At 52.2% G+C, this 15,080-nt stretch carries 14 protein-coding genes; 12 read left to right on the top strand and 2 right to left on the bottom strand.

The window, feature by feature from the left end; genetic code table 11:
* Positions 1-48: 48 nt before the first annotated feature.
* Positions 49-1,518 (top strand): glycoside hydrolase family 30 protein, encoded by a 1,470-nt coding sequence (locus tag DW915_RS13020; RefSeq protein WP_022462098.1) that lies wholly within the window; start codon positions 49-51, stop codon positions 1,516-1,518.
* A gap of 75 nt (positions 1,519-1,593) precedes the next feature.
* Here the strand turns inward: DW915_RS13020 and DW915_RS13015 are convergent, their stop codons facing one another.
* Complete coding sequence (locus DW915_RS13015) at positions 1,594-3,003, bottom strand: AI-2E family transporter (protein ID WP_158581062.1); 1,410 nt, start codon at positions 3,001-3,003, stop codon at positions 1,594-1,596.
* A gap of 141 nt (positions 3,004-3,144) precedes the next feature.
* Between DW915_RS13015 and DW915_RS13010 the strand changes: the two genes are divergently transcribed.
* Positions 3,145-4,473 carry a CCA tRNA nucleotidyltransferase gene (locus tag DW915_RS13010; RefSeq protein ID WP_117801461.1) on the top strand — a complete coding sequence of 443 codons (1,329 nt, stop codon included), beginning with the start codon at positions 3,145-3,147 and terminating at the stop codon, positions 4,471-4,473.
* Between the two features lie 74 nt (positions 4,474-4,547).
* Here the strand turns inward: DW915_RS13010 and DW915_RS13005 are convergent, their stop codons facing one another.
* Positions 4,548-6,413: a beta-N-acetylhexosaminidase gene (locus DW915_RS13005; RefSeq protein WP_118595107.1), complete on the bottom strand. Its 1,866-nt coding sequence runs from the start codon at positions 6,411-6,413 to the stop codon at positions 4,548-4,550.
* Positions 6,414-6,661: 248 nt separating this feature from the next.
* Between DW915_RS13005 and DW915_RS13000 the strand changes: the two genes are divergently transcribed.
* The 10 genes from DW915_RS13000 to ftsH all read left to right on the top strand — a co-directional run bounded on the left by DW915_RS13000 (position 6,662) and on the right by ftsH (position 15,007).
* Complete coding sequence (locus DW915_RS13000) at positions 6,662-7,639, top strand: CotS family spore coat protein (protein ID WP_118742252.1); 978 nt, start codon at positions 6,662-6,664, stop codon at positions 7,637-7,639.
* 241 nt (positions 7,640-7,880) lie between these two features.
* Positions 7,881-8,153 (top strand): HU family DNA-binding protein, encoded by a 273-nt coding sequence (locus tag DW915_RS12995; protein ID WP_118700141.1) that lies wholly within the window; start codon positions 7,881-7,883, stop codon positions 8,151-8,153.
* Between the two features lie 10 nt (positions 8,154-8,163).
* Entirely contained in the window at positions 8,164-8,403 is a 240-nt protein-coding gene (locus tag DW915_RS12990) for an RNA-binding S4 domain-containing protein (protein WP_022462104.1), read from the top strand.
* A gap of 87 nt (positions 8,404-8,490) precedes the next feature.
* On the top strand, positions 8,491-8,769 hold the full coding sequence (yabP, locus tag DW915_RS12985; protein WP_330422690.1) for a sporulation protein YabP: 279 nt from the start codon (positions 8,491-8,493) through the stop codon (positions 8,767-8,769).
* Between the two features lie 2 nt (positions 8,770-8,771).
* Positions 8,772-9,179, top strand: coding sequence for a spore cortex biosynthesis protein YabQ (yabQ, locus tag DW915_RS12980; RefSeq protein WP_022462106.1), 408 nt, complete (start codon positions 8,772-8,774; stop codon positions 9,177-9,179).
* 100 nt (positions 9,180-9,279) lie between these two features.
* Positions 9,280-9,609 (top strand): FtsB family cell division protein, encoded by a 330-nt coding sequence (locus DW915_RS12975; RefSeq protein ID WP_022462107.1) that lies wholly within the window; start codon positions 9,280-9,282, stop codon positions 9,607-9,609.
* 74 nt (positions 9,610-9,683) lie between these two features.
* Positions 9,684-11,165, top strand: coding sequence for a SpoIIE family protein phosphatase (locus DW915_RS12970; RefSeq protein ID WP_055218705.1), 1,482 nt, complete (start codon positions 9,684-9,686; stop codon positions 11,163-11,165).
* A gap of 15 nt (positions 11,166-11,180) precedes the next feature.
* On the top strand, positions 11,181-12,602 hold the full coding sequence (gene tilS, locus DW915_RS12965) for a tRNA lysidine(34) synthetase TilS (RefSeq protein ID WP_117801457.1): 1,422 nt from the start codon (positions 11,181-11,183) through the stop codon (positions 12,600-12,602).
* Positions 12,599-13,135, top strand: a complete 537-nt coding sequence (gene hpt, locus DW915_RS12960) for a hypoxanthine phosphoribosyltransferase (protein WP_117801456.1) — start codon at positions 12,599-12,601, stop codon at positions 13,133-13,135. The genes tilS and hpt overlap by 4 nt, the downstream gene beginning before the upstream one ends.
* A gap of 9 nt (positions 13,136-13,144) precedes the next feature.
* A complete protein-coding gene (ftsH, locus tag DW915_RS12955) occupies positions 13,145-15,007 on the top strand; it encodes an ATP-dependent zinc metalloprotease FtsH (protein WP_117801455.1) in 1,863 nt (620 codons plus the stop codon).
* Positions 15,008-15,080: the final 73 nt, after the last annotated feature.

Below are 15,080 nucleotides of genomic sequence, written 5' to 3'. Positions count from 1 at the left end.
GGATTTTCAGTAAATGCCGCAAAACATGTGAAAAATGGAGTGTGGAAAATGAAAGCAAAACAGATTACAACGTACCATGTAAAAGGGGAAGCAAAAACCTGGGAAAAAGCGCTGGCACCGGAAGACGAGTCCAAGAGCGTAAAAATGATTGAGTCGAACGTCATCAACCTGTATCCGGACTTTGCGTTCCAGACCATCGAGGGCTTCGGCGGCGCCATGACCGAGAGCAGCGCATACCTGCTGTCCCGTATGGATGAGGAAACACAGAATCAGGCATTACAGGATATTTTCGGACCGGACGGCCTTCATGCAAGATTTGTCCGCGTGCCGATCGACAGCTGTGACTATTCCCTTGAGGAGTATCAGGCAGTCGCAGACCCGATCGCAGACCCGGATCTGGCAACCTTCTCGATCGACCGCGACCGCAAATATGTCCTTCCGATGCTGAAAAAAGCCATCGAAATCTCCGCAGAGCCGATCAGTGTTCTGATGAGCCCGTGGTCTCCGCCGTATCAGTGGAAAACTGCACCGAAGATCGCAAAGAATGATGCTGCTGTTTACGGTGCAATGGGAATGCCGGTTCCGGAAGAGATTCCGCAGAGAAACCACGGCGGCAGCCTGAAACCGGAGTATTACGGAAGCTGGGCAAAATACGTCGTAAAATATCTGCAGGCATACCTCGATGAGGGAATCCCGGTGACGATGCTGAGCCTGCAGAACGAGACCGTAGCGGCTACCACCTGGGACAGCTGCGTATGGACACCGGAAGAGTCCAAAACCTACCTGAAAGATTATCTGTATCCGGAGATGAAAAAAGCAGGCCTGACGGACAAGATCGGCATCTTCATCTGGGATCACAACAAAGAGCGTATGATCGAGCACGTTCTGACCGTCCTTGACGAGGAGACCATGGACATGGTAGCCGGTATCGCATTCCATTGGTATTCCGGCGACCACTTCGAGGCTGTTGAGCTGATGAAACAGAAATACCCGGACAAAACCTTCATGCTTTCCGAGTGCTGTGCCCTTCACATGCCGGGCAGAATCGGTTTTGGCGACGGTGGTTTCGGACCGGTGAACTTCCAGACACCAGAGTACGTCGATTACCTTGACGCCGCAGATTATGCACACGATATGATCGGAAACCTGAACGCCGGCATGAACCGCTGGATCGACTGGAACTTCCTCGTAGACAAAGACGGCGGCCCGCGCCACGTACCGATGGGATTCACCTCAGGTCTGATTGTGGATGATGATTTCCATTACCGCAAACCGATCATGTACCACTACATCGGCCATATTTCCAAATATATTGCTCCGGGTGCAAAACGCATCGGCTGGAGCAAATACGGAGCAAACCTGGATGTAACGGCCGCAGTCAATCCGGACGGAAGCTACGTTGTGATCCTGCTGAACCGCACAAAAGAGGATTCCGGCTGCTTCCTGCGTGTCAACGGACATATCATGCGTGTCGATCTTCCGGCAGAGACACTCAGCACGGTTGTAATCGAGAAATAAAAAGCAAAAATAAAAAAATGCCTTCTGTGCAGAATGGAAACAGTCTGCGCAGAAGGCATTTTTGTAAGATACGATTTATTTTTGATCGGAATCGGAAGAATCTGAGTTTTTCTCTTCGGTTGAAGGCTTTGCCGGTGTATACGGCGCATCAACCGGAGACTCTTCCGGGGCCAGCTTTGTCAGCGCTTTGCGCAGCCGGTAGCCCGGGAAGTGGAAGACTTCGGCCTCGTCGATCTTCTTTTTCTGATATGGGATCGCCTGTCTCGTTTCCGGATCAATGTGGTCCATGTGGAAGTAAAACGCATCGTCATCCGGCAGGTGATGTTTTTCAAGACGACGGTTGGCGAAGTTGCGGCAGACCGTGCAGATAATGGCACAGACCGGAACGGCGATGATCATGCCAAAGACACCCCAGAAGCCGCCGCCGATCAGAATCGAGATGATGATAAGGAAGCTAGACACGCCGGTCGTCTCGCCGAGGATTTTCGGTCCTAAGAAGTTTCCGTCAAACTGCTGCAGGAGAACGACGAAAATCAGGAAATACAGTGCCTGCAGAGGGTCGATCAGAAGGATCAGCAGAAGACACGGAACGGCGCCGAGGAACGGGCCGAAAAACGGAATGATATTCGTCACACCGATGATTACGCTGACCAGCAGTGCGTACGGGGTGCCGATCAGGCTCGTCACAAGATAGCAGATGGCACCGATGATGATCGAATCGATGACTTTTCCAACGAGGAATCCGCTGAATTCCTGGTTCACATACTGGCAGTCGCGGATCACGGCATTTCCGTGATCCAGACCGAGCAGCGCGTAGACTGCTTTTTTCAGCTTGGCAATGTAGCTTTCCTTGTTGTACAGCATGTAGATCGCAACGATCGCGCCAAGCAGAATGTTTTTGAAAAACGTAACCATGTTGACGAGCTGTCCGGAGAGGTTCAGAAGGAACGTACGGAGCATCGGCATCAGGTCATTGGTCAGCCAGTTGGAAAGCTTTGCGGAGAACATGGAGATGTACTGGTCTGCCGTCTGCTGCATCTCCGGGTAATTCGCCAGCACTTTTGTGGCAAAATCCTGAATGTTGTTTGCGTAGTTGGAGAAGTTGGAGACAATGTTTGTGATACTTGAGAACAGCTCCGGGATCAGGGTCGCAATGAGTCCGTACAGCGCGAAAAGCATGGCGACGTACGTCAGAAGAATCAAAAGCGCCCGCACAAGCTTTTTGCAGCGTACCGACTGTGTTTTTCCGTGCCGGGCAAAGAGTCTGGCGATGATCCGCTGTTCTATGAAGTTAATGATCGGGCTGATCACATAGGCGAGAATCAGGGCTGCAATCAGGGGGGAGAGAATGTCGAGGACATTGTGAAAGGCGGTCCGCACAGAAGTCTGGTGGAAGAGCAGGTAGTAAAAAATCATGGACGCTGCAAGTACCAGAAAGGCAGTAACGCCGGTCCGGACATATTTTCGGTAACGATCCAGTTTCATAAAAATGTAAATCCCCTTTCGAATTTTATTAACCTCTATTATACACATGCAATCCCCAAAATACAACCGCAACCACACTTGCGGGAAAAAAAGGAAACTGCTATACTGGAAAAGCAGATTTAGAAAAAGGAGATAACAAATTTGAAGATAAAAATGCCGCCAAGCGTAAATATGGTAATCGATTCCCTGCATGCGAAAGGCTTCGAGGCGTACGCGGTCGGAGGCTGTGTGCGCGATACGATTCTTGCGCGGGAGCCGGACGACTGGGATATTACAACCTCTGCTTCCCCACAGCAGGTAAAAGAAATTTTTGACCGCACCGTGGATACGGGACTGGAGCACGGAACGGTAACAGTTCTGGCCGGAAGCGGCGCGCACGAGGTCACGACGTACCGCATCGACGGAGAGTATGAGGACGGCCGCCATCCGAAAGAAGTGGTCTTTACCTCCAGCCTCGCCGAGGATCTGCGCCGCCGTGATTTTACGATCAATGCGATGGCATACAACAACGAAGAGGGGCTTGTGGATCTGTTCGATGGAATCAGGGATTTACAGCGCAAAGTCATCCGCTGTGTCGGAAATCCGACCGAGCGGTTCAGTGAGGATGCACTGCGGATCCTGCGTGCCCTCCGCTTTTCCGCACAGCTCGGCTTCAAACTCGATCCGGCAACACTGGATGCCATCATAGCACTCGCGCCGACGCTTGAAAAAATCAGCGCCGAGCGGATCCGTGTGGAACTGAATAAACTGCTGATCTCGAAGCGGCCGGAGTACATGGAGGCCGTTTATGAGGCGGGTATTACAAAAATTGTGCTGCCGGAGTTTGATGAACTGATGAAAACGCCGCAGAACAATCCGCACCACTGTTATAATGTTGGTGAGCACACGATTGCCGCTCTGCAGCACGTTCCGGCAGATCCGATTCTGCGCTGGACGATGCTGCTCCACGACATTGCAAAACCGGCGTGCCGCACAACGGATGAGGCCGGCATCGATCATTTTAAAGGCCACGCACCGGCGGGGGAGAAAATGGCGAAAGCGATTCTGCGCCGTCTGAAATTCGACAACGAAACCATCCGCCAGGTCGCAGCATTGATCCGCTGGCATGACTGCCGCATGGCTCCGGAGAAACCGGTGATCCGCCGTATTCTGAACAAACTCGGCCCGGAGCTGTTCGAAAAACTGATGATCGTGCAGGAAGCCGATACGATGGCCAAAAGCCTGTACCAGCGGGAGAAAACCCTGGAACGGATCGGAAAGGTAAGGGAGTGCGTCAGAGAAATTCTCGATAACGGCGACTGCTTTACGTTGAAAATGCTGGCCGTTTCCGGCAAAGATCTGATGGAACTCGGTGTCCCAAAAGGCCCGAAAATCGGCGAATGCCTGAACGCGGCGCTGGAAGAAGTGATGAAAGATCCGGCGAAGAATACAAAAGAATACCTGACAGAGTACGTAAAAACACTGCTGTAAAGCCAAAACGGCAAACAAAAGAGAGCCGGGGACAGAACAATCCGTCCCCGGCTCTCTTTTGTTTTTTGCTGGTTTTATACGTTCAGATCACGCAGCAGATCCGCATACCAGCAGAACACATGGGCAATGCGGTACAGTTCGCTCTCCTTGGAGACGGTGCGCCACAGCTCTTTATAGCTGTGCAGCCACCGTTCGAGATCTCCGGCGAGTGCAAAACAGTCTTCTTTCTCCGGCAGAGTGCCCTCGGAAAGAAGGGAAGCGCGCAGGAACGGCAGCAGGCGGTTCAGCACTTTCAGGCCGTCTGCGGCGAGCAGGTACGCATAGATCATCGGACGGTTCTCCGGGCGGACGGTGCCGGCTTTCTCGTACAGAACGGCGCAGAGCGCGTCGATTGAAGCATTTGCTGCATCCGCATCGCCTTCCGCGCAGGAGCGGAGCAGTTCGGCAGCCTCTTCTTTGTCCTGATGCAGTTCGAGTGCTTCCTGTACCATAACGGCAGTGCGCCACGGATACGCATCCTGATGGCAGAGAAGATCGAGCACGGAAACGAGTTTTCCGGAAGCATCACCAAATTCCAGCACGGAAATCTGGCGGTTGATTTCCTCCTCCGGCAGAATGTCTGCATTCCAGGAGAACGCCGCGCCGTAGATCATGCCGATGCGGGAGAAGTCCGGGTGATTGATGTGGCCGTAATCGCCCCAGTCAGTGTTCAGAAGTCCCATCGCATGGCATTCGTGGCCGTAGCGCGCCATTCTGGAAATGTTTTCATACGCCTCATGATACTTGTTGATGAGCTGGTTCCATCCCTGTACGCCCGGGCACACATACAGATGCTCGGCACCGGAATTGGCAAGGCGGGTCAGACGCTCCGATGAAACATTTGACGCATAATCCCAGTGGAGGCAGATCAGGTTCTTCGGCAGGAGATGATAAACTTCCGGCTCCTGGCTGATGACATCACTCCAGAACATCGGCGTGCGGCCGGATTCAGTGATATAGTTGGCAAGCTCTGTCACAAACTCGGTGTAGATGACGGTGGTTCCCTTTTCCTCGGCGAGTGCGCGGGAAGCCCCTTTTCCAAGGTCAAACGTTTCATCCGCGCAGAGATTGAAATACTTCGAGGAGAAGAGCTGCATATATTCGGAAAGAATGTGTTTGGCAAGGGAGAGGCTCTCCGGGTTTGTGATATCGAGCGTATGGTGCGCCTGGCGGTCATAGAAGGAGAACGGAGCCGAAGCAGAGCCTTCCAGTTCGCACAGATGTGCATACGATTTCGTGCAGAGCAGCTTGTACAGATGGCCGAAGCTTGCAAGCGACGGAACGAGATCAATGCCAAGTCCCTTGCAGTAGCGGTCCAGCTCGAGGATGTCCTCTGCAGTGAGCGGCGTATCGTCGCGCCACATCTCGGTCAGATCGTCGAAGAGATAGCTGTGCTCGATGTAGAGCTGAAGCTGATTGATTTTATAGAAGCTCAAGGTGTCGGCAAGCTGTTTCAGATAGGAAAGCGTCGGAACACGTCCGCGGGTCGCATCGTGGTAGAAGCCGCGGTTTTCCATGGCCGGTTTGTCGGAGATCAGGACGGTTGGAAGAACAGCACCTGCCTGGCGGATCATCTGACGGAGTGTCTGCACGCCGTAGAGAACGCCGCTTTCCAGAGATCCGCAGATCGTGATGTTTTCCGGTGTGACAGCGAGGGTATAAGCCTCACGGGATAATTCCGGAGAGGCAGTCAGATAGATCAGGTGTGATCCCACCGGCTGATGACGGCGGCAGATGGCAGGACGGAATCCCGTCTGTGTCTCAATCTCCTGCTGCAGAAGCTGTGCGGCAGAAAAAAGCTCAGCCGGGCTCTCGGAATCGAGAAAAATGCGGCTGTCATAGTGAATTGTAAAGGTGCCCTCTCCGTAGGAAAGGGAAGATGGCTGTGGTAAGAAAATCATAAAAACCCTCCTTAAAATAAAATGATTTTAGAGAACCCCATAACAGGTGTTTTTCATCCTGTCAAGTTTGGAATATTTTACCATGAGGTGAAATTAAAAACAATAAAATAAGAGAAAAAGAAAACACTTTCAACATTGCTTTTGGGATGAAAGAAAAAACAGAAACCAGTATGCATGGCACAGGGCGGATACGCATACATTGAATCGTGACCCCAAAAACGATCACAACAGGGAAAGGAGTCAGGCTCTTGTATGATTATGGATTGAGTGTGCTGTCCCATTACGGTCTTACGGCTTCCGGCACAATGCGGGTGCGGGGCGCTTTATTGTGCCACACCGAACAGGGGGATAAGCTGATCAGCGAGTTCGGGACGGCGGCAGAAAAACTGGAGCAGCGGTATCTTCTACAGTGCCGCATCACGGAGTCGGGGCTCCTGCGGTGCGATCAGATTCTGCGGAACGAAGAGGGAGCGCTTGCAACGCGCGGGGACGACGGAGGAACGTACATTGTGCGGAACTGGTACCCGGGCCGGGAATGTGAGACGGGAAACAGTGAGGATCTTATCCGCGCCTCGGACGCGCTGGCGCGGCTACATACGGCAGCTCATCTGCCGGTGAAAATGGAATACCGGAGGGAATCCATCGTGGAGGAGTGCATCCGCCACAATGTGGAAATTCGAAAGATCCGAAAGTATTTGCAGACAAAAAAGAAGAAAAATGAGTTCGAAAAACTGCTGCTGGCAAGCGCCAGTCCGTATCTGGAACAGGGAGAGCGGGCGGCCGCGGAAATGAAAGCTTCTTCCTATGAAAAACTGCGGCAGCGGGCGGACGAAGAAGGCGCCGTCTGCCACGGGGAATTCAGCCAGCACAATATTCTGCTGGAAAACGGCAGAGGCGAAACGGCGGTCAATTTCGACAAGTGGAACTTCGATCTCCAGGTGGCAGATCTTGGCTATTTTATGCGGAAAATTCTGGAAAAACACGGCTGGAGCGAGCGCGCGGCAGAACGGATTTTAAACGCCTACAGCGCCAGACGGCCGCTCGATGAGGGGGAAATCGAGACACTCCGCCTCTATCTTTCCTATCCGTGGAAATACTGGAAACTGGCAAACCGCTACTACGGAAGCAGAAAATCGTGGATATCCGGGCGGAATACGGAGAAACTAAAAACACTCAATGCGCAGCAGGCAGACTGGCTGCGGTTTGTTAAGGGATCCTTCTTTTAACCGTGCGGTGGAAAAGAGTCTGTTTTGGGCAGAAATCGCCATAAAACCGCTGGTATGGGGGACTTTTTTCTTGACAAGAGAGACGCATTAGTATATAAATATATACAGCTACGCGAAAAAGCCGGTCAACGTAACAGACTGATCATCCGGAAGAAAAACAGCCGGCAGGGCAGGTCGTGTGTATCAGCGGGCCCGCGTACCATGTAAAAAACAAATGTAAGATACAGGAGGAGTAAAACTCATGAACAAAACAGAATTAGTTGCAGCTATGGCTGAGCAGACAAATTTATCCAAAAAAGATGCAGAGGCTGCTTTAAAAGCATTTGTCGATGTAGTATCTGAAGAATTAAAGAAAGGTGAGAAAGTTCAGCTGGTAGGCTTTGGTACCTTCGAAGTATCCGAAAGAGCAGCAAGAGAAGGAAGAAATCCGCAGACTGGCGAGACCATGGAAATCAAAGCTTCCAAAACTCCGAAATTCAAAGCAGGAAAAGCTTTAAAGGACATGATGAACTAAGTAAAAATCTATGCGCTTAGATAAATTTTTAAAAGTATCAAGACTGATCAAGCGGCGTACCGTAGCCAATGAAGCCTGTGATGCAGGCCGTGTCCTCGTCAACGACAGACCGGCAAAAGCATCCGCACAGGTCAAGGCAGGAGATGTACTGGAAATTCAGTTCGGAAGTAAATCCGTCAGGGTAGAAGTGCTGAATGTGCAGGAAACCGTGAAAAAAGAAGAAGCACAGGAGCTTTACCGCTACTTATAAGAAGTGCGGCAGGATTCATGTGCAGCGAATAAAAAGAGAAAACCTTCATATAATGGGTGTATAGACCATTGTATGGAGGTTTTTTGCATGGGGGAGATGAACGAACAGGCGCACCGCCTTTTGCTGGAACAGCGGAAAACACTTTCTCTTGGCGGCGTGCAGGATGTGAAAAGCTTTGATGAGAACGAAGTTCTGCTCGTGACCGTCTGCGGTGTTCTTACCATCCGCGGAAAAGAGCTGCATGTGGGCCGCCTGGAGCTGGAAAAGGGAGAGGCGGATATCGAAGGCAGCATCGACAGCCTGGTCTATACGGAACATGGGCCGCTGCAGAAGAAGGGGTCTGCGCTTGTGCGGCTGTTCCGGTAAAAATGAGTGCGTATGTCACCCGGGAGCTGATTCTGCTCGCCTGTTCCATCTGGCAGGGGGCAGTCCTGGGGTTCTGGTACGATCTGATCAAGACAGCGCGGAAACTGATCCGCCACAGCCATGCGGCGGTATCAGCAGAGGACCTCTGCTACTGGATTGCGGCAGCGCTGTATCTGTTTGTACGGATTTACGGAGAGAACAGCGGCATTCTCCGCGGGTATCTGTTTGGCGGCATCCTTGGGGGCGCTGCGTTGTACCACGCATCGTTTGGACGCTTTCTTCCGGAACTTCTGGCAAAGGGAATCAAAAAAGCAGGGCGAATCCTCGCTTTTCCAGGAAAATGGCTGGTAAAAAGTATGAAAAAACGGAGAAAAAGGTTGAAATTTCATGGGAAGAACGGTAAGATGTAACTACACATGTAAGAACAAAAGAAACAAGTCTGCGGACGAAAAACAACAGATAGTTTGGCTGCAGACGGTTGGAAAATAGAAAGCAAGGGTAAAGAAAAGAATGAAAGAAAGGGAAGAAAAGAATTCTGGCCGAAAGAAAAAAGTCAGAAAGAAGAGCCGTACAACAGAGTTCTCAATTACCGTAGTCCTGTGCTGCCTGGTTGCAGTCCTTACCGTAAAGGGAATCAGCCTTCAGCAGAAGGTCAATGCAAATGCATCCCGTCTTTCCAGTCTGGACAGCCAGATTGAAGAGGAGAAGCAGCGCACCGATGATATTACCGCCTTGAAAGAATACATGCAGACCGATGAGTACATAGAAAAAACGGCAAGAGAAAAACTTGGCATGGTAAAGGATAATGAGATTTTATTTAAAGAATCCCAGTCGAAATAAACAAAACAGATAAAGAAAGGGCATGATTTCGCAGTCCCCTTTGAAGTCCAGAACAAAGAGAGGAGGAGCGGAACATGCCGGAGTGGATCATTGCCATGTTCCTGATCGGCGCATTGCTGTCAGCAGGGGACATGGCTAAAATTTTTTTGGAAGCCAGAAGAAGCCGCCGGGAAGCGGCCGTCTATGACAATCATCCGCAGAAACTGCAGATGGAGCACTACGCCGATTCGTTCCGCGTTCTGGCAGAGAGCTTTTACCAGATGCCGTCAAAAAGTGTGATGCCGGAGACGGGCCGGGTGGACAAGATTCTGGAAAAAGAACAGCAGGAAGTCTGTAGCCGCTGTGCGAAGGCGTCGTGGTGCTGGGAGCAGTACGGAAACCTGACGCGCGAGCGGTGCCAGGAACTTCTTCAGACAATCGCCGACGGGGATGAGGACGAGATCAGCCGTGCAAAAGGCGAATGGAACGCCTCCTGCCTGAACGGCTCCCGCTTTCTGGAACTGTTCTGGAACCGCTACCAGCAGGAACGCCAGACGGCGCTCTGGTCGGGGCGTGTGGCGGAGAGCCGCCGCGTGGTGGCAGAACAGTTAAGTGAAGTCGCCGGGATTATGGACCGCGCCGCGTGTGATCTGTACAGCCTCAACAGTCTGCCGGACGAGCTCTCGGAAAAAATCTGCCGCCAGATGAAGAAAAACGGGGCTTTCGTCCAGAAAATCTGGCTCCAGGAGCGGCCGAAAGAGCATTTACAGATCTATATGACGGTCAAAGCGGGCCGTCACTGCCGGATCACGCTTCGCCAGACGGCGGAACTGATCGGTTCCCTGTGCGGAATCCCGATGGTTGCGGTACGCGACGGGGCACAGGTCTTAAGCGGAGAATACCAGACGGTGCTGTTTCAGGAGGATGTGAAATTCCAGGTTCTCTACGGTGTGGGACGCATCACCAAGGAGCAGGAGAGTATCTCCGGGGACAATTACAGTGTGCTCTGCGAAAACGGCCAGTTTGTCCTCTGCCTGTCGGACGGCATGGGTTCCGGGATCGAGGCAAACAGGGAGAGCGAGACGGTGGTGGAGCTGTTTGAACAGTTCCTGCGCGCCGGATTCCCGCGGATCATGGCGGCACGGATGATCAATTCGATGCTTCTGCTGCAGCCAAAGGAAGGGATGTTTTCCACGTTTGATGTTGCTTCGATTAATCTCTACACAGGCGTCTGCAGCTTTTTGAAAGGAGGTGCATCGCCGACGTTCCTTAGGCGGGATACGTGGGTAGAGGTTGTGGAGTCGACCAGTCTTGCCGCAGGTCTCGTTTCCCAGACGGATTTTGATACCACAACGAAAAAGCTGTACGACGGTGATTACCTTGTGATGATGACGGACGGAGTGCTGGACGCGCTGCCCGGGGACAGGACGGAGCAGATGAAGCAGCTTCTTCTCGAAGTGAAAAACAGCGAGCCGCGGGAATTTGCCCGGGAGCTTTTGGAACGCGTGCTGCGCCTCGGCGGCTGCCGCGCACGGGATGATATGACGGTTCTGGTCGCCAGAATCTGGAAAAAATAGGAGTAAAAACGAAGGATGCGAGAGAAAGTAAGAGCCTTTATGGAACAGTATCATATGGTAACGGCAGGCGAACGCGTGCTGCTCGGCCTCTCCGGCGGCGCGGATTCCGTCTGCCTGTTTCATCTGCTGCGGGAACTGCAGGAGCCGCTTGGCTTTTCGCTGCTGGCTGTCCACGTCAACCATAACCTGCGCGGCGCGGAAGCCGGGCGGGATGCGGCATTTGCAGAAAATCTGTGCCGGGAATATGATGTTCCGTTCTATCTCTATTCCTGTCCCGTGGAGAAGATCGCAAAAGAAAAGCATCTCTCGACGGAGGAGGCGGGACGCGCGGCGCGGCAGGAAGTTTTTGCAGCGTGCGCAAAGGAGCAGGGGGCAGTGAAAATTGCGCTCGCCCATCACCAGGATGACGTTGCGGAGACGATGCTGCATCACCTGGCACGGGGAACGTCGCTGGCCGGACTTGCCTCCTTACGCCCCGTGCGGGGGAATGTGATCCGTCCGCTTCTCTGCGTCGGACGAAAAGAGATCCGGCAGGAACTGGAAAGCCGGAAGTGTTCCTGGTGTGAGGACAGCACGAATGCAGAGGATGCTTACACGAGGAACGGAATCCGCCACCATGTGCTGCCGTATCTGACCGAAGAGGTCAATCCGCGTGCCGCCGCGCATATGGCACAGACATCGCTGGACCTGCTGGAAACGGAGGAATATCTGGAGCAGCAGACGGATCAGCTGATGGAGCGGTATGCATCCGCAGAGAAAAATGCGGTTGTGCTGCGTGATGCGGTGAGCAGCGAAGCGCCTCTTCTGCAGCGCTACGTGATCCGGCGCGTTCTGGAACAGCTGGCGGGAAAACGGAAGGATCTTACCAGGGAGCATCTGGAATCTGTGCGGGAACTTTTTGAAAAGCAGGTCGGAAAAAGTGTCTGCCTGCCGTATGGAATCACCGCCGTGCGCGGATACGAGACGCTCCGCCTGGAAAAGCAGGGAGTGCATTTAAAAGAAGAACGGAAAAGGAAAAGCGGCGAAGAAGTTCCAATTCCGGTTCCGGCCGGGTGGGAAGAGGAAAAAAGTCTCGCATTTGCAGAAAATCCAGTCACGATTGTGAAAAAAACATCGGTTTTTCCCGAAAGAATTGAAGAAAAAAAGTATACGAAATGCTTTGACTGTGATAAAATAAAAGACGGTCTTGTCCTCCGCACGAGAAGAAGCGGAGATTATCTGAGAGTAACCGCAAAAGGCGGGAAAAAGAAACTAAAAGATTATATGATTGATGCCAAGATACCGAAAGAGGAGCGGGATTCCATTCTGCTGCTCGCCGACGGACCGGAGATCTGGTGGGTCGTGGGGTATCGCAGAGGAGAGAGCGGCCGTGTCGGGGAAGACACGAAAGCAGTTCTGCAGATACAGATTGGCGTTGGTAAGGAGGAAAACAGATGAAAGAGACAATCAGAGTATTATTAAGCGAAGAAGAAGTAGACAGACGAATTAAAGAAGTAGCAGACCAGATCAACCGCGATTACGCAGGAAAGGAAGTGCACCTGATCTGCGTTTTAAAAGGCGGCGTATTCTTTATGTGCGAGCTGGCAAAACGCATCACAGTGCCGGTAAGCCTTGACTTTATGTCCGTATCAAGTTACGGCGATGACACCAAGTCCAGCGGAGTTGTCCGTATTGTAAAAGACCTGGATCAGCCGCTGGAAGGAAAAGACGTTCTGATTGTGGAGGATATCATCGATTCCGGAAGAACGCTTTACTATCTGATCGACATCCTGAAAAAGAGAAATCCGAAATCCGTACACCTGTGTACTCTGCTCGACAAGCCGGAGCGCAGAGTGCGCGATGTCAAAGTAGATTATACCTGCTTTGATATCCCGGACGAGTTCGTCGTAGGCTACGGTCTGGATTACGCACAGAAATATCGGAATCTTCCATACATCGGAGTAGTGGAGTTTCACGAAGACGAGGAGTAAAAAGAAAATATGAACAGACAGCGCAGTGGATTTGGACTCTACGCGGCGTTTATGGTGATTATCGTGCTTGCCATGTTCTATATCACCGGAAAAATCAGCGCAGGCAGCAGCCCAAGTCAGCAGAAATTTGAAACCGCCGTAAAAGACGGCAAAGTGACATCCGCGCAGATTGTCCAGAACAAAGAAGTGCCGACCGGCTCCGTTGTGGTACGGGAGCAGGGCGGTGACAGTTATACGGTCAATGTGACCGACGTAAACGCAGCTATCAGCCTTCTGGAGGATGCTGATGTAACGTACACCGTACAGAATGTCCAGAGAGACAGCATTTTCATGACGTCTGTCCTGCCGGCCCTGCTGCTCGGTATGATCCTTCTTTTCGGCATGTCGATGATGAACCGCTCCATGGGCGGCGGTGGAGGCGGCGGAAACAAAATGATGAATTTTGGAAAAAGCAACGCCCATATGTCCACCGACAAAGACAAAAAAGTCCTGTTCCGCGATGTTGCGGGCTTAAAAGAGGAAAAAGAAGACCTTGTTGAGGTGGTCGATTTCCTGAAAGCACCGGAGAAATATACACAGGTCGGCGCGAGAATCCCGAAAGGAGTTCTTCTTGTGGGCCCTCCTGGAACCGGTAAAACCCTTCTGGCGAAAGCTGTTGCAGGAGAGGCAGGCGTGCCGTTCTTCAGCATTTCCGGATCCGATTTCGTGGAAATGTTCGTCGGCGTCGGCGCTTCCCGTGTCCGCGACCTGTTTGAGGAAGGAAAAAAACATGCGCCGTGCATCATCTTCATCGATGAGATCGACGCCGTGGCAAGACGAAGAGGCACCGGTATGGGCGGCGGCCACGATGAGAGAGAGCAGACATTAAACCAGCTTCTCGTTGAGATGGATGGTTTCGGCGTCAATGAGGGCATCATCGTGATGGCAGCGACGAACCGTGTCGATATCCTGGATCCGGCGATTCTCCGTCCGGGCCGTTTTGACCGCCGCGTGGTTGTAGGACCGCCGGATGTCATGGGCCGTGAGGAAATCCTGAAAGTCCATGCAAAGAACAAACCGCTGGCCGAGGATGTGGATCTGAAACAGATCGCGCAGACGACCGCAGGCTTCACCGGCGCAGAGCTGGAGAACCTGCTGAACGAGGCAGCAATCATGGCGGCAAAGGACCGCAGAAGATTTGTGCGCCAGGCCGATATCAAGTCTGCTTTCATCAAAGTGGGCATCGGTGCGGAGAAGCGCAGTAAAGTCATTTCGGATAAAGAAAAACGGATCACCGCATACCATGAGACAGGCCATGCGATCCTGTTCCATATGCTGCCGGATATGGAGGCGGTCTATACGATCTCCATTATCCCGACAGGTCCTGGCGCAGCGGGCTACACGATGCCGCAGCCGGAGAACGACGATATGTTCCAGACGAGAGGCAAAATGATGCAGTACATCACCGTATGCCTCGGCGGCCGTGTGGCAGAGGAGCTGATCTTCGACGATATCACAACGGGCGCATCCCAGGATATCAAACAGGCGACGGCTACCGCGCGTTCCATGATTACGAAGTACGGTATGTCTGAGAACCTTGGTCTTGTCGCTTACGATTCCGACTCGGATGAGGTCTTCATCGGCCGTGACTGGGGCCATACGAAGAGCTACAGCGAGAATGTAGCCGCAGCCATCGACGAGGAAGTCCGCCAGATGATCGAGAAATGCCACGATCAGGCGAAACAGATTATTCTGGAGCATTCCTATGTGCTGCATGAGTGTGCAAAGCAGCTGATGGAAAAAGAGAAGCTGAGCCGTGCTGAATTCGAAGCCATTTTTGAGCAGGAAGCACAGATGACAGGAACAGCACCGGAAGTTTCTGGAGAAATCTGATATCTTTTTATTTGCAATAGAAAACCTGCAGAAAACAAAAAAAGTTTTTTGCAGGTTTTTTTCTGCGATTTTA

The sequence above is a fragment of the Blautia sp. AM42-2 genome, assembly GCF_003480245.1.
Lineage (GTDB): Bacteria > Bacillota > Clostridia > Lachnospirales > Lachnospiraceae > Fusicatenibacter > Fusicatenibacter saccharivorans.
Note: the sequence above shows the minus strand (reverse complement) of the source record. Positions and strands in the feature narration are given on the sequence as shown.